The organism is Polaromonas sp. CG_9.5 (assembly GCF_035984465.1).
In the GTDB taxonomy this organism is placed as follows: Bacteria; Pseudomonadota; Gammaproteobacteria; order Burkholderiales; family Burkholderiaceae_C; genus Polaromonas.
Genome location: NZ_JAXCHR010000034.1, coordinates 1 through 21,080, shown reverse-complemented (window position 1 = coordinate 21,080; position 21,080 = coordinate 1). Strand labels below are relative to the sequence as shown.

Sequence of the window (21,080 nt, the reverse complement as noted above, 5' to 3'; positions counted from 1 at the left end):
CGTGTACTTGGCCCTTGATGTCTTTGTCATTTTCGTTTTCCTTGTCTGAATTGAACCACTCAGCAAGGGATACGTTTTCTGGGGGCAAGGTCAGACAGACGTTGCTCGATCAGAATCGCCAATTCAACTTTAGGGTTCTTTTGAATGAAGGCCAGTGACTCATGGCATACGATTTGCATAAACATTCGTCTTTGAACTGAACAAAGAAAGAGCCGCCGAGGAGCAAGTCCAGGGCGGCTTTACGGATAAATTTCTTTAAATTTAATGCACTAGGGCGTGTTATTGAAGTTAATGGAGCCATTTCATCGTGCCAACCAAGTGCACGATGCTCAAAAAGCGGTCATCGAGCTTCTCGTAGCGCGTTGCCACTCTGCGGTAGACCTTCATGCGCTGAAACAGGTTCTCCACCAGATGGCGCGCCCGGTACTTCAGTGCATCAAACGCACTCTTTTCCTTGCGGTTGGCTTTGGGTGCAATAACCACTTGCATACTTTTGTCGATCGCCTCCTGCACGATGGCATCACTGTCGTAGGCTTTGTCGGCCAGCAGCTCCTGCCCAGGCAAACCCTGAATCAACCCAATCAACTCGGGCGTATCGGACTTGTTGCCAGCCGTCAACTTGAAGCGCAAAGGATTGCCCAGGGCATCGCATACCGCATGAATTTTGGTGTTCAATCCGCCGCGAGAGACGCCAATCGCTTGAGGTCCATTTTTTTTTGCGCTCCAGCGCTCGCCTGATGCGCCTTGCAAGAGGTCGAGTCCACCATCAGCTGCTCGTGATCGGGTTCTTGAAAAGCGAGGAACAGCGCTCGGAAATGCCCCCGCTCGCTCCAGCGGGCAAAGCGCTGGTAGACCTGCGCCCATGCGCCAAGGTGGACAGGCAGATCCCGCCAAGGCGAGCATGTTTTAGCAATCCACAGAACCGCATCAATGAACAGTCGGTCATCACGCCCGGGACGCCCCAGTACAGGGGGAAGATGAACAACCATGCGCTGCCATTGCGCATCGATTAGGGCATGGCGCTGTTGTGTCATTGAAAATCTCCAAAAATGAGAGACCAATTGAACACTACTTCAATAACACGCCCTAGAAATTGTAAAAATTTGAGTAAGAACGTAGAAACGCCCCAGAACCCTAAAAGGGCGCTGGGGCGCATTGATACTGGTGGCCTGGGGCGGAATCGAACCACCGACACAAGGATTTTCAATCCTCTGCTCTACCGACTGAGCTACCGGGCCTGAGCACAAGAGTATATATCAGCCTGAAGGTGGTTTTTCCGCTTTCCAGCTTCAAATTCAGGCACCGCGCTTGCCGCGTGTCAGATCGACGCCCAGCTGCTTCAATTTTCGGTACAGATGGGTGCGCTCCAGGCCAGTTTTTTCGGCCACGCGGGTCATGGAGCCGCCTTCCTTGGCCAGGTGAAATTCAAAATACGCTTTTTCAAACTCGTCGCGGGCGTCGCGCAGGGGTTTTTCCAGCATAAAGCTCTGGGTCGACTGCATCCCCTTGTCCTGGGGCACGGCCATGATGGTGCCGCTCGTCGTCACCAGTTCCGGCACAAAGTCGACCGCCGGCAGGGCCGGATTGAGGGTTTTGGGTGGGCGGGAAAGGCTTCGGGCCAGGCCTTGCTCGACGGCTTTCAGCAGCTTTTGCAAGGTGATGGGTTTTTCCAGGAAGGCGATAGCACCAATTTTCGTCGCCTCTACCGCCGTGTCGATCGTGGCATGGCCACTCATCATGATGACGGGCATGGTCAGCAGGCCGCTGGACGACCACTCTTTGAGCAGCGTCACGCCATCGGTGTCGGGCATCCAGATGTCGAGCAGCACCAGGTCGGGCCGGGCCAAAGCGCGGGCGGCGCGGGCCTGAGCGGCATTTTCAGCCAGATCGACGTGGTGCCCCTCATCATTGAGAATTTCTGAGAGTAGGTCGCGTATGCCCAGCTCGTCGTCGACCACCAGAATATTTGCCATGATTGAATTAATGCCCTGCCTGTTAGTGATGTTTGTGTTGCTGATGTGGCGTTTTATAAAACGGCTCGGTTGCGCATTTTGTCAAGCGGCGACCGCAAATGATAACGACACTTGTGCGCCCTGCACGACACCGCCACAGACGCGGTTGGAAATATCGATGCGCGCACCGTGCTCGTCGGCAATTTTCTTGACCACGGCCAGCCCCAGGCCCGTGCCTTTGACCTTGGTGGTGACATAAGGCTCAAACGCGCGTTTGAGAATGTGCTCTGGAAACCCTGCGCCATTGTCACGCACCGTCAGCCGTACCCGGTTCGAGCTTTCGGAGTAGTCGGTTTTAAGCGTGACCCGTGCGCCCTCCTTGCCTTCTTGGGCATCCTGCGCGTTTTGCAGCAGGTTGTGGATGACCTGGCGCAAGAGGTGGGCATCGCCCAGAATCGGACGGGCCTTGGGGTCGAACTCGACGATGACCGGCCCTGCCGGACTGGAAGAGTCACTGTGGTAGAGCTGCAGCACATCGCTGATGAGCGCATTGAGGTCGACAGGCACCAGTTCAGCCGCAGGCAGGCGCGCGTAGTCGCGAAACTCGTTGACCAGGCGCTTCATGGCATCGACCTGGTCAACGATGGTTTTAACCGATTTGGTCAGCAGCGCCTGTTCGGTCGGCCCCAGCTTGCCTGTCAGCTTCATCTCCAGGCGCTCGGCTGACAACTGGATGGGCGTGAGCGGATTCTTGATCTCATGCGCCAGCCTGCGCGCCACTTCGCCCCACGCCTCCGCCCGCTGCGCCGAAACCATGTCGGAAATGTCGTCGAACACCAGCAAATACTCTTGCGTACCCGGCATTTTGGCGCCACGCGCGATCAACGTGATGGCGTTGTCGCTGGCGCCGTGACCTGCGGCATGGAGTTCAAATGACTGCTGCCAGTGCGCCACGGTTTGCGCGGCATTGTTGCTGAGGTAGTCAGCGAACTGGGCCAGCACGTCTTTGGCAAAAATTTCAAGTCCGGGCACTTCACCCAGCGACTGCCCCTGGTACGCCTGCATCGGCGCGCGCAGGATACGGCTGGCGCCCGGGTTGCTCGACTGAAGATGTCCATTCACATCGAGCACGATGACGCCAGCGGTGAGGTTGTCCAGAATGGTCTGCAGATTGGCGCGTGACGCATCGACCTGGCTCATGCTGTGCTGCACTGCTGTTCGGGCGTCGGCCAGCTGCTGCGTCATGTCGGCAAACGATCGCGTCAGCCCACCCAGTTCGTCCTTGCCTTTCAGCGCCGCTTTGGGCGTCAGATCGCCCTGGGCCACCTGCTTGACCCCTTCAGCCAGCAGCAGCAGGGGTTTGGCCAGCTGATTGCCCAGCACGACAGCCAGCAGCACAGCGCCGAATACGGCCAGAAAAAGACTGAGCGTCAGCGTGCCGATATACATCTTGCGCAAGCCGCCGCGCGCCAGGGCGCGCTCCTGGTATTGGCGGTTGGCCTCTTGCACGGCAATGGCGTTGGCCACCAAGCTGGCGGGCAGCACGGTGGTGATCTGCAAAAAGCGCGACTGCCCCAGCACGCTGAGATCCGGGTCATTGACCACGGCAATCGCCTTGACGCGTGCTGCCGTGGCCGCGCCAGGCACGGGCGGGCCGACGCTGTTATCAACACCCAGCTCACCATTGCCGCCTTGCACCATTTCGTCAAGCCCTTCGATCTGGGTGGTGACCTGCTGGCTGCGTGCGTTGCGCAACTGCTGCAGCGAAGGTCGCTCGGGCTGGATTAAATACCGAGACTGGCCGGCACTGGCAATCAACTGGCCGGAGGCGCTCCAGAGCACCACGTCGCTGGCACCCAGCTGGTCGCGCAGACGCTCAATATTCAGGCCGACGATGGAATCAGGAATTTCCGATAACTGCGTGGCCGCCTGACGCGTCTTGGTGGCCAGGTCAGCGGCCAGGGTATCGAGCGTTGCGCGGCCCAGGTTCAGGCCGGCGGCCAAAGCGCCCTCCACTTCCACATCAAACCAGCTTTCAATCGAGCGCGAGACGAACTGGTAAGACACCACATAAATCATCAACCCCGGCATCAGGCCGACCAGCGCAAAAATGGCCGCCAGCTTGACCAGCAGACGGCTGCCAAACCGGCCCTGACGCAAACGCAGCACCAGCCGCAGCGCAATCCAGCCAATCACCAGCACCAGCAAGGCGGCGACGGCCACATTCAGCCCGAGCAAAAGCGTGTAATTGCGTTCGTAAAGCTCGCGATTGCCGGTGGCCTGGGTCAGCAAAAACAGCAGCACCAGGCCTAGCGCCACCACCACGCCAGCGCCCAGACCCACAGTCCAGCGAAAAGCCGCGCTGCTTTTCAAGGCGTTCAGGTTGACGGGCGGAATCATTTGGCGCCCTCGACGCCTGCAGGCGTCAGCCGGAGCTGATCCTTGATCTGTGCGGAAATAGTCCAGTCGCGTTGCCCGGCCACCCCAATCTGGAAAGGTCGCGGCAGTTGCGACAAATCAAGCCTGAAATTGAGCTCAAGCGCGTAATTGGCGTCTGCCTCAATCTCGGAGACCTCAGCGATTTTCCAGCGGGACAGCCGCTGAATGGCCGACAGGGCTTCGGGCAGGGTTTCATAGTTTTGATTCAGCGTGGCGCGCAAGCCGGACGAGCTGGTGATCAGGCCGGAGACGATGTTGACGCGCCAGCGGCCGGTCAAGGGCTGGTAAGCCAGCCGCAGGGTGCGCGCGGCGCTGGCCACGCGCGGGTCGGTCCAGTACCAGCGGTCACGGTAGATATCGGCTTCGACGACAAAAAAAATGGCAATGCCCTTGAGCAGCGCGTCTTCGACCACCGCCGGAACGTCAAACCGCACATTGGCCGACAGGTACACGCCGTCGTCTGCCCGCTCTACCCGCAGCTGGGTAATTTCAGTTGGCGCTGCTGCGCTGGGACGTGGCGCCAACAGCAGGCACACGCACGCCACCAGCACAAAGCGCGCAATCGCATCAAATGCTGCGTTTTTCAAGGAGTGCGTAATAAAAGCCATCGTGTTCACGCAGCAAATTGTCCGGGAAGACGGCGTCGCTGGCGCCACTTTGGGGCAGCAAATGCCCAGGCGAAGGCATTAACAGCGCATCGGTGTGGTGCGCAACAAACGTTTGTATCTGCTGTTCGCCCTCGGCCCTGAAAACCGAGCAGGTGCAATAAACCATGCGCCCGCCGGGTTTGAGCAACGGCCACAGCGTGTCGAGCAGCTTGGCCTGAATACTGGCCAATTGGGCAATGTCGGTTGGCCGGCGCAGCCAGCGCACGTCGGGGTGGCGGCGCACGATGCCCGATGCCGTACAGGGTGCATCGAGCAAGATGCCGTCATACAGCCGGCCATCCCACCAGTCTTTGGGCCGGCTGGCGTCGCCGACCACGATGTGCGCCTGCAGGCCCAGGCGCTGCAGGTTCTGCGCAATGCGTTCGCAGCGCCGGGCGTCAATGTCCAGCGCGGTGACCTCGCAGTCGGCCAGCTCCAGCAGATGCGCCGTCTTGCCGCCGGGTGCGGCGCAGGCATCCAGAATATTCAGCCGCGCCGCGCCGCCAGCCGGACTGAGTTCGTTGAGCAACAAAGGCGCGGCCAGCTGGGCAGCGGCGTCCTGCACTGAAAAATGGCCTTCGGCAAAGCCTGGCAGCGCATTGACCGGGCGTGCCTCGGTCAGCACCACGCCATGCTCGCCGACCGGAAACGCTCCTATATCCATAGCTAGCAGCGCTTGCACATACTGCGCTTGAGTCGTTTTTCGTTCATTAATCCGCAAAATCAGCGGTGCGCGGCTGTTGTTGGCGCGCAAAATTTCCTGCCACTGCGCCGGATGGTCTTTTCGCACCCGGTCTATCCACCACTGCGGATGGTTCCAGACGGCTTGCGGGCTTTTTTCGGTCAGCGCCATCAGCTCGCCCTGCTCGCGCAGGAAGCGGCGCAGGCAGCCGTTGATAAAGCTGGCCTGATGCAGCGTTGCGTCGCTGCGTTTGGCCGCCTCGACCGCCTGATCGACCAGCGTGTGGGCGGTGTAAGGCGCGTCTTCTTCAGAGCAAGCCAGCGCCAGCGCGACGCACAGCAGCGCATCGGCTTCAGGCGGCGGCGGGCGTTTGGCGAGTTGCTGGCGCAGCGCTTCGGCGCGGCCCAGCCAGCGCAGCGCATGAAAGGACAGCGCCTGAACGCCGGGGCGCAGTTGGGCATCCACATCGTCAAGGGCAGGCGTCATCGACTGGCCGTCACGAACGGCCATCAAAATGGAAGCTGCGCCTTGAAGCTGGCGCCATAACGGGACTTGTGCGGAAAGGGTTGGAGCGGGATGAGATGACATGGATTCGATCAGGGCCGGCCTTGCAGAAACCAGCGTTAAACCCGTCCGGAGGCGGACGGTGCGCCCCTATTAGACCAGCCTGCCGCGTGCAGCTAACACGAAGCCTGCGCTAAAGACTGTGCATCGGGTGAAGACGCCAAGGGTGCGCAGACTTCACGCCCTCAAAACAGCGCGTCGGGCCGCGTCACGGCTTGGTCATCCGGCCGCGCAGACAGCGCCGCCATGGGCCGTCCGTAAATGCGGCGGATGCGTTCGGCCAGCGGCGGATGACTGGCAAACCAGTCGCTCTGCGTGGCCGCACTGACCAGCAGCATATGGTGAACCGCCGGGTGCAGATTGCGCACCCTGCCGTCAGGGCGACGGCCTTCCCCCGCCCGTTCGCCCGCCACCTTGCGCAGCACGCCACCCAGCCCGTCCTTGCTGCGCGTGAACTGTACGGCGCGCGCATCGGCCAGAAACTCGCGCTGGCGCGACACGGCGGCTTTCAGCGCCCGCCCGGCCAGCCAGCCCAGCGAGCCGGTGGCCATGATGGCAAAACCCGGCAGCGCCAGAAAGGAACGGTTGCCGTCGTCATCCGGCGCGCACATGCTGCGCCCCAGGTTGAAGACCATTTCCAGCCCGTACACCATGCCCGCCAGCCGCATGTTCAGGCGCGTATCGCCTTCGCGCAGATGGCTGAACTCGTGGGCCAGCAAACCCTGCAATTCATCGCGGCTCAAGCAGTCAAGCGCGCCCTGCGTGACGGCCACGATGGCGTCCGTTTCGTCCCAGCCGGCCGCGAACGCGTTGATGCTTTCTTCACGCGGCAGCACCATGGCTTGCGGCGGCGTCAATCTGGCTGCAATCGACAACTCGCTGACGATATTGCACAGCCGGCGTTCGGCCTCGCGGCTGGCAGGCCAGGCCTCGCGCGCACCGACCTGGCGCGCCAGGGCTTCACCGCCCCCTTGCAGGACAGAAGTTTCAAGCCACCAGCCGCCCAGCACAAACAGCAGCGTCACCGCCGTATTGACACTAAAAAAATAAGCCGGATAGCCGTGCCATCCGGACGACACCAGCCGCCAGGTCAGCGCCAGCGCCCCATTGACGGCCAGCACCAGGGCGATGACGGCCAGGCCAAACAGCAGCAACAGGCGCCGGGTTTGCGCGTGTGCTTTTTCCTGCTCTTCAAAAAATCGCATCGGGTGAACCCCCTGGGTCGTTCACTGCGTGCAGTTCCCTGCGCGCAGTACGCGAAGTGGCAAGCGTGGGGGCCATAGGGTTACATTTTTATGCGTACAGCCTGGCGCTCCACGGCGTTCTCGGTCGCCTGCAGCATCGCCGACGGCACAAAGCCAAACAGCCGGGCTATTAGCAGGGCAGGAAACTGGCCTTGCGCATTGTTGTAGTCCAGAACGGCGTCGTTGTAGGCCTGGCGCGCAAAACCAACCTTGTTTTCGGTGCTGGTGAGTTCTTCGCTCAGTTCGCGGATGGTCTGGTCGGCCTTCAGATCAGGATAAGCCTCGGCCAGCGCAAACAGCCGCCCCAAGCTGCCGCCCAGCGTTTGCTCGGCCGCCGCCAGTGCGATGACAGCGTCGGCTTGGCCGGGGCGGCTTCGCGCCGCATCGCTGGCGCTGCGCGCCTGGTTGCGGGCGGCGATCACCGACTCCAGCGTTGCCTGCTCATGCTGCAGGTATTTTTTGGCCGCTTCAACCAGATTGGGAATCAGGTCATAGCGGCGTTTGAGCTGCACATCAATCTGTCCAAACGCATTGGCGATGATGTTTTTAAGCCGTATCAGCCGGTTGTAGGCACCTACCGCCCAGAATACGGCCAGGGCCAGCAAAGTGATGTAGACCATCGTTTGAAAGGACATGAGAAATTCCTTGAAAAAGCCAGAATCACCTGACGCGCTGTTTTTAACGTTTTGTCACTTGATTTTACTGACCCAGCAATGACACAGCAGGGCCGCGCCTGCGATCAAAAACTTTTGCAGGACAGCCCAGCGCACATGGAATTTTCAAAACGCTATTTAATTAATAGCTGCCAGCGCCCGTATCCATTGCGCCACAGCCCTATTTTGTTAAAAAATAGAGTTTTTAGACAGAAAAAAGCCCCACGCCTTTGCAGGGGTGGGGCCAGGCGCTTTTCAGGGCGCTTCGGATTTGTCGAACTTACTCGGCGGCGGCGTTTTCACCGCTGGTTTCGGCCTGCGTAGCTTCCAGTTCAGCCGCTTCGGACTCGGCGATGGCGCGACGCTCGGAGTCGTCCATCAGGTCCTTGGCCTTGCGGGCTTCGTGGTAGGCCATGCCGGTGCCGGCAGGGATCAGGCGGCCGACGATCACGTTTTCTTTCAGTCCACGCAACTCGTCGCGCTTGCCCATGATGGCCGCTTCGGTCAGCACGCGGGTGGTTTCCTGGAAGGAAGCCGCAGAAATAAACGAATCGGTCGACAGCGATGCCTTCGTGATACCCAGCAACAAGTTGCTGAACGTTGCCGGAATCTTGCCATCGGCGCGCAGGGCGTCGTTGACATCCAGCAGCGCCGAACGCTCGACCTGTTCACCGGCGATGTAGGTGGTGTCACCGACGTTTTCAACGACCACGCGGCGCAGCATCTGGCGAACAATCACTTCGATGTGCTTGTCGTTGATCTTCACACCCTGCAGACGGTAAACGTCCTGCACTTCGTCGACGATGTAGCGGGCCAGTTCGGCCACGCCCAGCAGGCGCAAGATGTCTTGCGGGTCAGCCGGGCCGTCAACAATCGACTCGCCCTTGTTCACCACCTGGCCTTCGTGGACCAGGATGTTCTTTTCCTTCGGAACCAGCTCTTCCCAGAGCTTGCCTTCAGGATCAGTGATGACCAGGCGAACCTTGCCCTTGGTTTCCTTGCCGAACGACACGGTACCGGTCATTTCGGCCAGCATGCCCTTGTCTTTCGGCGTACGGGCTTCAAACAACTCGGCCACACGCGGCAAACCGCCGGTAATGTCACGGGTTTTCTGGCCTTCGATCGGGATGCGGGCCAGCACTTCGCCGGGGCCCACTTCCTGTCCGTCACGCACCTGAACCAGCGCACCGATCTGGAAGCCAATCGTCACCGAGTGATCGGTACCGGGAATCTTGACTTCGTTACCCGTCGCGTCGATCAGCTTGACCCGCGGCAGACCCGCCTTGGTCGAGCCACGGCGCTTCGGATCAATCACCACCAGCGTCGACAAACCGGTCACATCGTCCACCTGCTTGGCCACCGTGACGCCGTCTTCCACATTCTCAAACTGCACCTTGCCGGCGAATTCGGTAATGATCGGACGCGTCAGCGGATCCCAGTTGGCCAGAATCGCACCGGCCTTGATGGTCTGGTCGATCTTGACGGTCAGCGTCGCGCCGTACGGCACCTTGTGGCGCTCGCGCTCGCGGCCATGCTCGTCATGGATGACGATTTCGCCGGAACGGGCAATCACCACCAGGTCGCCTTTGCCGTTGGTCACATAGCGCATCGGTGCATTGAAACCGATCACGCCGTTGGACTTGGCTTCGACGCTGGACGCAATCGCTGCACGCGAAGCCGCGCCACCGATGTGGAAAGTCCGCATCGTCAGCTGCGTGCCAGGCTCACCAATCGACTGGGCGGCGATGATACCGACCGCTTCGCCGATGTTGATCAGACCGCCGCGACCCAGGTCACGGCCATAGCACTTGGCGCACAGACCAAAGCGGGTTTCGCAGGTCAGCGCCGTGCGAACCTTGACTTCGTCAGCGCCAGCGGCTTCGAGCACGTCAATCAGGTCTTCGTCCAGCAGGGTACCGGCCGCCAGCAGAACCGAGCGGTTCTCGGGGTGCAGCACGTCTTCAACCACGGTGCGGCCAAGAACACGGTCACGCAGGGATTCGATGACCTCGCCGCCCTCGACAATGGCGCGCATCACCGAGCCGTCGAGTGTTTCGCAGTCATCTTCGGTCACCACCAGATCCTGCACCACATCGCACAAACGGCGGGTGAGGTAACCGGAATTGGCTGTTTTCAGCGCCGTGTCAGCCAGACCCTTACGGGCACCGTGCGTGGAGATGAAGTACTCCAGCACGTTCAGGCCTTCGCGGAAGTTGGCGGTAATTGGCGTCTCAATGATCGAGCCGTCAGGCTTGGCCATCAAACCGCGCATACCAGCCACCTGGCGAATCTGCGCGGCAGAACCGCGAGCGCCCGAGTCGGCCATCATGTAAATCGAGTTGAACGAATCCTGCTCGACTTCCTTGCCGTGGCGGTCAATGACCTTTTCCTTGGACAGCTGAGCCATCATGGCCTTGGAGACCTCGTCGCCCGACTTGCCCCAGATATCGACCACCTTGTTGTAGCGCTCGCCGGCCGTCACCAGACCCGAGACATACTGCTGCTCGATCTCTTTGACTTCCTTCTGGGCGTGCGCAATGATCGCGGTCTTTTCCTTGGGCACCAGCATGTCTTCGATGCAAATCGAAATACCGGCTTTGGTCGCCAGGCGGAAGCCCGACTGCAGCAGCTTGTCGGCAAACACCACGGTCTCTTTCAAGCCGCATTTGCGGAAAGACACGTTGATCAGCTTGGAGATTTCCTTTTTCTTCAACGCCTTGTTGAGGTTGGAAAAAGGCAGTCCCTTGGGCAGGATTTCGGACAGCAGTGCGCGGCCACCGGTGGTTTCCACCAGGCTGGTCGAGGGCACGAACTCGTTCGTTTCCTTGTCCTTGGTCCACTCGGTCAGGCGCACGCTGATGCGGGCGTTCAGGTCGAGTTCGCCCGCGTCAAAGGCGCGGCGCACTTCGCCAGTGTCCGAGAACACCAGGCCCTCGCCCTTACCATTGGTGCGGTCGCGGGTCGTGTAGTACAGACCCAGCACCACGTCTTGCGATGGAACGATAGACGGCTCGCCGTTGGCAGGGAAAAGGATGTTGTTCGAGGCCAGCATCAAGGTCCGGGCTTCCATCTGCGCTTCGACAGACAGCGGCACGTGAACGGCCATCTGGTCACCGTCAAAGTCGGCGTTAAAAGCCGAGCAAACGAGCGGATGCAGTTGAATCGCCTTGCCTTCAATCAGGATCGGCTCAAACGCCTGAATACCCAGACGGTGCAGCGTAGGCGCGCGGTTGAGCATCACCGGATGCTCTTTGATGACCTCTTCCAGAATGTCCCAGACCACCGGCGTGCCGGTTTCGACTTCTTTCTTGGCGGCCTTGATGGTGGTGGCAATGCCACGCACTTCGAGCTGCGCAAAAATGAAAGGCTTGAACAGCTCCAGCGCCATCAGCTTGGGCAAACCGCACTGGTGCAGCTTGAGCGTCGGGCCCACGGTAATCACGGAACGACCCGAGTAATCGACGCGCTTGCCCAGCAAGTTCTGGCGGAAACGGCCTGACTTGCCCTTGATCATGTCGGCGAGCGACTTCAGCGCGCGCTTGTTGGCGCCCGTCATGGCCTTGCCGCGACGGCCGTTGTCCAGCAAGCTGTCCACGGCTTCCTGCAGCATGCGTTTTTCATTGCGGGCAATGATTTCCGGCGCTTTCAGTTCCAGCAAACGGCGCAGACGGCTGTTGCGGTTGATGACGCGGCGGTACAGGTCATTCAGGTCAGAGGTCGCAAAGCGGCCGCCGTCCAGTGGCACCAGCGGACGCAGGTCTGGCGGCAGCACCGGGAGCACATCAAGCACCATCCACTCGGGCTTGATGCCGGATTTCTTGAATCCTTCCATCAATTTCAAGCGCTTGGCGTTCTTCTTGATCTTGATCTCGGAGCCGGTCAGGTCATTGCGCAATTTGTCGATTTCAACATCAAGGTCCAGCCCTTCGAGCAAGTCTTTGATGCCTTCAGCGCCCATTTTGGCGGTGTATTCGTCGCCGTATTCCTTGCGCTTGGCGTCGAAATCGTCTTCCGACATGATGCTGAATTTCTTCAGCGGGGTCATGCCGGGGTCGGTGACGACATAGGCTTCAAAGTACAGCACGCGTTCGATGTCGCGCAGCGTCATGTCGAGCACCAGGCCCAGACGCGATGGCAGCGACTTCAGGAACCAGATGTGCGCGCACGGTGCGGCCAGGTCGATGTGACCCATGCGCTCGCGTCTAACCTTGGTCTGCGTGACTTCAACGCCGCATTTCTCGCAGATGACACCGCGGTGCTTGAGGCGCTTGTACTTGCCGCACAGGCATTCATAGTCCTTGATGGGGCCAAAGATCTTGGCGCAAAAGAGACCGTCTCGCTCGGGCTTGAAGGTGCGGTAGTTGATGGTCTCGGGCTTTTTGACTTCGCCGAAAGACCACGAACGAATTTTCTCAGGCGAGGCCATGCCGATCTTGATGGCATCGAAATGCTCATCCGGCGTGAACTGCTTGAACAGGTCTAGTAATGATTTCATGTGTAAATCCTCTTAATCAGTTGAGGACAGAGCAGATTGCTTCGCAATCCTGGTCTGTCCCGCAAGGCCACTGGACTAGCTGCGTTCGAGTTCCATGTCGATACCAAGCGAGCGAATTTCCTTCACCAGCACGTTGAACGACTCCGGCATGCCGGCGGTAATCGCATGCTCGCCCTTGACGATGCTCTCGTACACCTTGGTGCGACCCACCACGTCATCGGACTTGACCGTGAGCATTTCCTGCAACACGTAAGCCGCGCCATAGGCTTCCAGCGCCCACACTTCCATCTCGCCGAAACGCTGGCCGCCGAACTGGGCCTTGCCGCCCAGCGGCTGCTGCGTGACCAGGCTGTAAGGACCGGTCGAGCGCGCGTGCATCTTGTCGTCCACCAGATGGTGAAGCTTCAAAAAGTGCATGTAGCCGACGGTCGTCGTGCGTTCAAACGCATCGCCAGTGCGGCCGTCATACAACTGGGCCTGGGTGCGCGTCGGCGTCAGGCCCTTGGCCTTGGCCACTGCATCGGGGTAAGCCAGTTGCAGCATGGTCATGATGTCGGCTTCCGAAGCACCGTCAAACACTGGCGTGGCAAATGGCACTCCGGTGGTCAGGTTCTGGGCCATCTCCACGACCTGCTGGTCCGAGAGCGAAGCCAGGTCTTCCGTGCGGCCCGACTTGTTGTACAGCGTGTCCATGAACTGGCGCAGTTCGGCCACTTTGGCCTCGGCCTGCAGCATGTCGCCAATCCGGTGGCCCAGGCCCTTGGCAGCCCAGCCCAGATGCACTTCCAGCACCTGACCGACGTTCATGCGCGATGGCACGCCCAGCGGGTTCAGCACGATGTCGCACGGCGTACCGTCAGCCATGTGGGGCATGTCTTCGACCGGAACGATCTTGGACACCACACCCTTGTTGCCGTGACGGCCGGCCATCTTGTCGCCGGGCTGCAGGCGGCGCTTGACGGCCAGGTAAACCTTGACCATCTTGAGCACGCCTGAAGGCAGTTCGTCGCCCTGCGTCAGCTTCTTGCGCTTTTCCTCGAAAGACAAGTCAAAACTGTGACGCGTCTGCTCCATCGAGTTCTTGATGCTTTCCAGCTGCGTCGCGACTTCATCATCGGCCGGACGGATGTCGAACCAGTGGTATTTCTCAACGTCGGTCAGGTAGGCCTTGTCGAGCTTGGTACCCTTGGCCAGCTTCTTCGGTCCGCCGTTGGCAATCTTACCGGTCAGCAGCTTTTCGATGCGGTCAAAGGCGTCGGCTTCCACGATCCGAAGCTGGTCATTCAGGTCCAGCCGGTAACGCTTGAGCTCGTCGTCGATGATCTGCTGGGCACGCTTGTCACGCACGATGCCTTCACGCGTGAAGACCTGCACGTCGATGACGGTGCCCGACGAACCCTGGCTCACGCGCAGCGAAGTGTCTTTCACATCGCTGGCTTTTTCGCCAAAGATGGCGCGCAGCAGTTTTTCTTCCGGCGTCAGCGTGGTTTCACCCTTGGGCGTGACCTTGCCAACCAGCGTGTCGCCCGGCTGGACTTCGGCACCAACATAAATGATGCCGGATTCGTCAAGACGGTTGAGTTGCTGCTCCGACAGGTTCGGAATGTCACGCGTGATTTCTTCTGAGCCCAGCTTGGTGTCACGGGCCATCACCACGAGTTCTTCGATATGAATCGAGGTGTAGCGGTCTTCGGCCACCACACGCTCGGAAATCAGGATCGAATCCTCGAAGTTGTAGCCGTTCCACGGCATGAAGCCGATCAGCATGTTCTGACCAATGGCGATTTCGCCCAGGTCAGTCGATGCGCCGTCGGCCACCACATCACCCTTGGCCAGCTTGTCGCCCATCTTGACGATGGGGCGCTGGTGGATGTTGGTGTTCTGGTTGGAACGCTGGTACTTGATCAGGTTGTAAATGTCCACACCGATTTCGCCAGCCAGCGCTTCAGCATCATTGACACGCACCACGATGCGGGTCGCATCGACATAGTCCACGATACCGCCACGGGTGGCCGTGACGACCGTCCCCGAATCGACTGCCGCAACGCGCTCGATACCGGTGCCGACGAGCGGCTTTTCCGGACGCAGCACGGGCACAGCCTGACGCGACATGTTGGCGCCCATCAGGGCGCGGTTGGCATCGTCATGCTCCAGGAACGGAACCAGCGAAGCAGCCACCGACACGATCTGCGCCGGTGACACGTCCATGTACTGAACACGTTCGGCGCCGACCAGGATTGATTCGCCTTTTTCACGGGCAGAAACCAGATCACCGGTCAGGCGGCCTTCGCTGTCCAGCGCCGCATTGGCCTGGGCAATCACATACTTGCCTTCTTCGATGGCCGACAGGTAGTCGATGTCCATCGTCACCTTGCTGTCAGCCACCCGGCGGTACGGCGTTTCAATGAAACCGTATTCGTTCAGGCGGGCATACAGGGCCAGCGAGTTGATCAAGCCAATGTTCGGACCTTCGGGCGTTTCAATCGGGCACACGCGACCGTAATGGGTCACGTGCACGTCACGCACTTCAAAGCCGGCACGTTCGCGGGTCAAACCACCGGGGCCAAGGGCTGAAACACGGCGCTTGTGGGTGATTTCGGCCAGCGGATTGGTCTGGTCCATGAACTGCGACAGCTGGGATGCGCCGAAGAACTCTTTCAACGCAGCCGAGATCGGCTTGCTGTTGATCAGGTCATGTGGCATCAGCGGCTCTTGCTCGGCCTGACCCAGACGCTCTTTCACTGCCTTTTCGATACGCGCCAGACCAGTGCGGTACTGGTTTTCAGCGAGTTCGCCAACACAACGCACCCGGCGGTTGCCGAGATGGTCAATGTCATCGACTTCGCCGTTGCCGTTGCGCAGGTCCACGAGGATCTTGACGACGGCAAGGATGTCCTCGTTCGTCATGACCATCGGACCGGTGGATTCGTCGCGGCCCACGCGAGCGTTGAACTTCATGCGGCCCACACGTGACAGGTCGTAGGTGTCCGGGTTGTAGAACAGGCGCTGGAACAGGGCCTGAACCGCATCTTCGGTTGGCGGCTCACCGGGGCGCATCATGCGGTAGATGGCCACGCGGGCGGCAAACTCGTCGGCCGTTTCATCGGCGCGCAGGGTTTGCGAAATGTACGCGCCCTGATCAAGTTCATTGGTGTAAAGCACCTGCAGGTCCTGAATGCCAGCCGTACGCAGCTTTTTCAGCAGCAGTTCGGTCAGTTCATCGTTGGCCTTGGCAATGATCTCGCCCGTATCGGCGTCGATGATGTTCTTGGCGACCACACGGCCGATCAGGAAATCTTCCGGCACGCTGATGCTGGTGGTGCCGCTTTGCTCCAGTTCGCGGGTATGGCGAACCGTGATGCGCTTGTCCTTGGCCACGACAACCTTGCCGGTCTTGTCGGTCAGGTCAAAACGGGCGACCTCGCCGCGCATGCGCTCAGCCACAAACTCCATTTGCGCGCCACTGTCCATCAGGCGGAAATTGTCAAACACAAAGAAATTCGCCAAGATCGATTCGTGGTTCAGACCAATGGCCTTGAGCAAGATCGTGACCGGCATCTTGCGGCGACGGTCCACGCGGAAGTACAGGATGTCCTTCGGATCAAACTCAAAATCGAGCCATGAGCCACGGTAAGGAATAATCCGGGCCGAAAACAGCAACTTGCCCGAACTGTGGGTCTTGCCCTTGTCGTGCTCGAAAAACACGCCAGGCGAACGATGAAGCTGCGACACGATGACGCGCTCGGTGCCGTTGATGACAAAGGAGCCCTTGTCAGTCATGAGCGGTACTTCGCCCATATAGACCTCTTGCTCTTTGACTTCCTTGACGACCTTGGACTGCGACGTCGATGACTCGCGGTCATAGATGATCAGTTGCACTTTGGCGCGAACAGCCGAAGCAAAAGTGAGTCCACGAGTCTGGCATTCACGTACGTCAAACGCAGGTTTTGCCAGGTTGTACTCGATGAACTTCATCTCGACAAAACCATTGTGCGAGACGATGGGGAAAGCGTTTTGAAAAGCGGCCTGGAGGCCCTCAACCGCGCGTTTTTGGGGCGCACGATCGGCTTGCAGAAATGCGATGTACGCATCTTTCTGCATTTGCAGTAAATAAGGAACAGTCAACACGCTTTCGCGGTTGCCGAAGCTTTTGCGGATGCGTTTGCGTTCGGTGAAGGAATAGGCCATGAGTTCTCCGCGTTGATGGGCTCTGGCGACTCTCGAACCCGAATACACCACGTATTCAGGCAACTTGGTGGTTGGCCACTACCAACCATGGCGGACGGTGATGCATTGCACAGCACCCGAACCAAGGCGTTTTCTGCAGTCGGGATTCAGAAAACACTGGAAAAAAGACTACTTTTAATCTTTTTTCCGGTATTTTTTCATCAGCTCAAAAAGACACTTTCTGGCTAGTAGTTAAGAAGCTAGCAAACCGGCGCAGCGGGCACTCTCCTGAAACAGGAAAGGCTGGAAGCCCGTGGAGGTCTTCCAGCCTTCGCAAACTGCAAGAATTACTTGAGTTCGACTTTCGCGCCGGCATCTTCCAGCTTTTTCTTAGCGGCTTCTGCGTCAACCTTGCTGACAGCTTCCTTGACGTTCTTTGGAGCGCCATCAACCAGATCCTTGGCTTCTTTGAGGCCCAGACCGGTCAGTTCGCGCACGGCCTTGATGACCTGCACTTTTTGCGCGCCAGCTTCGAGCAGAACGACGTTGAATTCGGTCTTCTCTTCAGCAACAGCAGCACCTGCACCGCCACCGCCAGCAGCGGGAGCAGCCATGGAAGCTGCGCTCACGCCAAATTTCTCTTCGATGGCTTTCACCAGATCGTTGAGTTCGAGGACCGTCATGCTGTCCAGCACGGTCAAGAATGCGTCTTTATCGAATGCCATTTTGAATTCCTAAAAAAATTTCTTTAACAGTTGGGAACAAGGTTTGCGCTCTACGCTGCAACCTGTCCCGCAAAGGTCTGTCGGTTACGCCGCTGCGGCTTCTGTAGCTTCTGCGGCGGGCTCTGCAGCCTCCGCCACTTCTTCTGCACCAGCGCCACGTTGCGCGGACAGCGCTGCAAGCACAGCAGCGGTACGCGAAATAGGCGACATCAGCAAGCCACACAACTGCGCCAGCAATACTTCCTTGGAAGGAATGCTGGCCAGTTGCTTAACGCCCTCGATATCCAGAGTTTTCCCAGCGAATGCACCTGCGCGAATTACCAGCTTGTCGTTGGTTTTCGCGAAGTCAGCCACTACTTTTGCAGCCGCCACAGCATCAATGGAAAAGCCGTAGATCAACGGACCGGTCATCTGGTCGGACAAGACTTCAAATGCGCTACCTGCCACGGCACGGCGAGCCAAGGTGTTCTTCAGAACACTCAGGGTCACGCCTTTTTCGCGGGCTTGGCTGCGCAGCTTGGTCATGTCAGCGACCGTGATGCCACGGTATTCCGCCATCACGAGCGTTTGAGCTTTAGCGGCGAGGCCTGTCACTTCATCAATGACGGCTTGTTTCTCACTGCGATTGAGACTCAAGGTCTACTCCTTAAAAATGTGCTGTTGGATTTGCGCTGGCTTGCACCTGCTTCAATCCTTCAACACGCTCATGTTCAGCGACCAACTGTTTTAAGATTCTTTTCAAAATCATTCAAGCAGCGGAACCGCCATCTGCGTTGGCTGTCTTTCGATTAAGTACTGGCCCAGAAAAGCTATTCAGGTCGGCACACCAACGGTCCTGGATGACCTGCCAAAAAAATCTCGGCAGCCCACCACACTGAACAACTCTTGCGAGCTGTTCAAATTTTTAACCTCAAGCCGCGATGGTTTGCGTATCGACGCGAACGCCCACACCCATCGTTGACGAAACAGCTACTTTCTTCAAGTACACGCCTTTGCTGGTAGCAGGCTTGGCCTTGATCAAGGCGTCGACCAATGCAGCCAGATTGCCTTGCAGCTTGGCGGTATCGAATGAACGACGACCAATGGTGCCATGCACGATACCAGCCTTGTCAACGCGGAACTGGACCTGACCAGCTTTGGCGTTGCGAACAGCAGTGGCCACGTCGGGCGTCACGGTACCAACCTTGGGGTTAGGCATCAGGCCGCGTGGGCCAAGGATCTGGCCGAGCGTACCGACGATACGCATGGCATCAGGGGAAGCAATCACGACGTCAAAGTCCATCTTGCCCGCTTTGATGTCGGCAGCCAGATCGTCCATACCGACGATGTCAGCACCGGCAGCCTTTGCTTCTTCAGCCTTGGCACCCTGGGCAAACACGGCAACGCGCTTGGTCTTGCCAGTGCCGTTAGGCATCACGACCGCACCACGAACAACCTGGTCCGATTTCTTGGCATCAATACCCAGTTGGACGGCTACGTCGATGGACTCGTCGAACTTGGCGACAGCGAACTCTTTGACAAGTCCAAGTGCGTCAGGCAATGCGTACAGCTTGTTGCTGTCGATTTTGTCACCGACGGTTTTTTGGCGTTTGGTCAGCTTGCTCATACAACACCCTCCACCGTCACACCCATGGAACGGGCAGAACCGGCAATAGTACGGACTGCCGCGTCCAGATCGGCCGCAGTCAAATCTTTCATCTTGGCTTTGGCAATCTCTTCCAGCTGAGCGCGGGTGATTTTGCCAACCTTGGCGGTATGCGGCGTGGCCGAACCCTTATCGAGCTTAATCGCCTTCTTGATCAAGGTGATCGCCGGTGGCGTCTTGATGATGAAGGTAAAGCTCTTGTCTGCATAGGCAGTAATCACCACTGGCAGTGGCAGACCCGGCTCAACACCTTGGGTCTGGGCATTGAAAGCCTTGCAGAACTCCATGATGTTCAAGCCACGTTGACCCAGAGCGGGTCCGATTGGTGGTGATGGATTAGCCTTGCCAGCTGGCACTTGCAGCTTGACGAAACCGACGATTTTTTTCGCCATACTTTTCTCCTTGCGGGTCATAGCGCCAAAAACTATTAAAAAAAGTTTCTGACTTCCCGGGGGTTACACAACTCAAGATGGATTCCTTAGAACCCTTCACGCCGAGTTGTAAAGCGCAAAATTTTATCTAATCAGACCCAAAGATATACTTGGATCTATTAACACAGTAAAAATCAGGTCTTTTCGATCTGGCTAAATTCCAGTTCAACTGGCGTTGCACGTCCAAAAATCGTTACAGAGACTCGAACCTTGTTCTTTTCGTAGTTGACCTCTTCCACCGTGCCATTGAAGTCGGTGAACGGGCCATCTTTAACCCGCACATATTCGCCCGTTTCAAATTCAACCTTGTGGCGTGGTTTCTCTGTACCAACTTGCATCTGGCTGACGATCTTCTGGACTTCTTCCTCAGAAATCGGTGAAGGGCGATTTTTTGCTCCTCCAACGAAACCCGTGACCTTGTTAGTGTGCTTCACCAAATGCCAAGTTTCGTCGTCCATCACCATTTCAACAAGCACGTAACCCGGAAAGAAACGACGCTCTGTCGTTTTCTTCTGACCATTCTTGATTTCGACTACTTCTTCAGTAGGCACCAGAAAGCGGCCGAATTTGGACTGCATGCCAGTGCGGTTGATACGTTCAACAATATTGCGCTCAGCTGCCTTTTCCATACCGGAATAGGCGTGGACAACGTACCACTGCATACCAGGCGTGAGGGCCAAAGAGGCATCAACCAACACGTCATTGACTACCGTATCGTTCAGATCGCTCATTATCTTTTCCATCCAAGGATCAGATCGTAGAACACCCACTCAAGTGTCTTGTCTGTCAACCATAAAAACAATGCCATCACTACGACAAAGCCAAACACGTACGCCGTCATCTGGACAGCCTCCCTGCGAGCAGGCCATACGACTTTTTTAACCTCACGAACCGAATCGCGCCCAAACGCAATAAACTGTTTGCCAAGTTCCGAAGATACAAAAACGACAATTGCAACAACCAGACCGGCCAGCAACACGCCCCACTGCGCAATTTGGCCTTGCTTGCTGAGCATATAGAAACCCACAAGGGACGCCAATACCAAGACCACAGCCAAACTGAGTTTGACTTTATCGGTATTGGTACTGACGGTTTCAACTTGAGTAGAGGCCATGGCTGCCGAATTTCCAATTCAATTTCACGCATCTCTGCAGACGCTTAAGCCCACCCGAAGCTTTGAACTTCCGGCGGGCCTGCTTATTACTATCTTTTAAACCACTTTCGATGCTGATTTAATCAACTATCGGGTGGCAGGGGCAGAAGGAATCGAACCATCAACCTTCGGTTTTGGAGACCGACGCTCTGCCAATTGAGCTATGCCCCTGCATGAAACTTAGAACCAATTACGCGAGGATCTTGGCCACAACGCCAGCGCCCACGGTACGGCCACCTTCGCGAATGGCGAAGCGCAGGCCTTCTTCCATGGCGATCGGGTT

Annotated in this window: 16 protein-coding genes, 2 tRNA genes and 1 pseudogene; all 19 read right to left on the bottom strand. The window is 58.1% G+C overall.

The features are described 5' to 3' along the window. Positions 1-288: 288 nt before the first annotated feature. Complete coding sequence (locus tag RCH06_RS16725; protein WP_327082597.1) at positions 289-675, bottom strand: IS5 family transposase; 387 nt, start codon at positions 673-675, stop codon at positions 289-291. Continuing rightward, positions 672-1,034: a transposase gene (locus RCH06_RS16720; protein WP_327082596.1), complete on the bottom strand. Its 363-nt coding sequence runs from the start codon at positions 1,032-1,034 to the stop codon at positions 672-674. Before RCH06_RS16720 ends, RCH06_RS16725 begins: the two co-directional genes overlap by 4 nt. Positions 1,035-1,162: 128 nt before the next feature. Further along, positions 1,163-1,238, bottom strand: a tRNA-Phe gene (locus RCH06_RS16715). 57 nt (positions 1,239-1,295) lie between these two features. Next, positions 1,296-1,973: a response regulator gene (locus RCH06_RS16710; protein ID WP_327082595.1), complete on the bottom strand. Its 678-nt coding sequence runs from the start codon at positions 1,971-1,973 to the stop codon at positions 1,296-1,298. Positions 1,974-2,054: 81 nt separating this feature from the next. Next, a complete protein-coding gene (locus RCH06_RS16705) occupies positions 2,055-4,352 on the bottom strand; it encodes a sensor histidine kinase (RefSeq protein ID WP_327082594.1) in 2,298 nt (765 codons plus the stop codon). Beyond that, positions 4,349-4,999, bottom strand: a complete 651-nt coding sequence (locus RCH06_RS16700; protein WP_442799710.1) for a DUF4390 domain-containing protein — start codon at positions 4,997-4,999, stop codon at positions 4,349-4,351. The genes RCH06_RS16705 and RCH06_RS16700 overlap by 4 nt, the downstream gene beginning before the upstream one ends. Continuing rightward, positions 4,959-6,308 (bottom strand): 16S rRNA (cytosine(967)-C(5))-methyltransferase RsmB, encoded by a 1,350-nt coding sequence (gene rsmB / locus RCH06_RS16695; protein ID WP_327082592.1) that lies wholly within the window; start codon positions 6,306-6,308, stop codon positions 4,959-4,961. Before rsmB ends, RCH06_RS16700 begins: the two co-directional genes overlap by 41 nt. Positions 6,309-6,469: 161 nt before the next feature. After that, positions 6,470-7,489 (bottom strand): M48 family metalloprotease, encoded by a 1,020-nt coding sequence (locus RCH06_RS16690; protein WP_327082591.1) that lies wholly within the window; start codon positions 7,487-7,489, stop codon positions 6,470-6,472. Between the two features lie 80 nt (positions 7,490-7,569). Further along, positions 7,570-8,163 carry a LemA family protein gene (locus RCH06_RS16685; RefSeq protein ID WP_327082590.1) on the bottom strand — a complete coding sequence of 198 codons (594 nt, stop codon included), beginning with the start codon at positions 8,161-8,163 and terminating at the stop codon, positions 7,570-7,572. A gap of 298 nt (positions 8,164-8,461) precedes the next feature. Next, positions 8,462-12,676, bottom strand: coding sequence for a DNA-directed RNA polymerase subunit beta' (rpoC, locus tag RCH06_RS16680; RefSeq protein ID WP_327082589.1), 4,215 nt, complete (start codon positions 12,674-12,676; stop codon positions 8,462-8,464). 75 nt (positions 12,677-12,751) lie between these two features. After that, positions 12,752-16,864: a DNA-directed RNA polymerase subunit beta gene (rpoB, locus tag RCH06_RS16675; protein ID WP_327082588.1), complete on the bottom strand. Its 4,113-nt coding sequence runs from the start codon at positions 16,862-16,864 to the stop codon at positions 12,752-12,754. A gap of 326 nt (positions 16,865-17,190) precedes the next feature. Continuing rightward, positions 17,191-17,568, bottom strand: a complete 378-nt coding sequence (gene rplL / locus RCH06_RS16670) for a 50S ribosomal protein L7/L12 (RefSeq protein ID WP_327082587.1) — start codon at positions 17,566-17,568, stop codon at positions 17,191-17,193. Between the two features lie 84 nt (positions 17,569-17,652). Then, positions 17,653-18,204: a 50S ribosomal protein L10 gene (gene rplJ, locus RCH06_RS16665; protein WP_327082586.1), complete on the bottom strand. Its 552-nt coding sequence runs from the start codon at positions 18,202-18,204 to the stop codon at positions 17,653-17,655. Positions 18,205-18,478: 274 nt separating this feature from the next. Then, positions 18,479-19,174, bottom strand: a complete 696-nt coding sequence (gene rplA, locus RCH06_RS16660; protein WP_327082585.1) for a 50S ribosomal protein L1 — start codon at positions 19,172-19,174, stop codon at positions 18,479-18,481. Beyond that, a complete protein-coding gene (gene rplK, locus RCH06_RS16655; protein WP_327082584.1) occupies positions 19,171-19,605 on the bottom strand; it encodes a 50S ribosomal protein L11 in 435 nt (144 codons plus the stop codon). Before rplK ends, rplA begins: the two co-directional genes overlap by 4 nt. 173 nt (positions 19,606-19,778) lie before the next feature. Then, positions 19,779-20,306, bottom strand: coding sequence for a transcription termination/antitermination protein NusG (gene nusG, locus RCH06_RS16650; protein WP_442799711.1), 528 nt, complete (start codon positions 20,304-20,306; stop codon positions 19,779-19,781). A gap of 68 nt (positions 20,307-20,374) precedes the next feature. Then, positions 20,375-20,758: a preprotein translocase subunit SecE gene (gene secE / locus RCH06_RS16645; protein WP_327082582.1), complete on the bottom strand. Its 384-nt coding sequence runs from the start codon at positions 20,756-20,758 to the stop codon at positions 20,375-20,377. Positions 20,759-20,892: 134 nt separating this feature from the next. Next, positions 20,893-20,968: transfer RNA gene (locus RCH06_RS16640), tRNA-Trp, on the bottom strand. Positions 20,969-20,987: 19 nt separating this feature from the next. Continuing rightward, a pseudogene (locus RCH06_RS16635) lies at positions 20,988-21,080 on the bottom strand (elongation factor Tu); the annotation flags it as partial.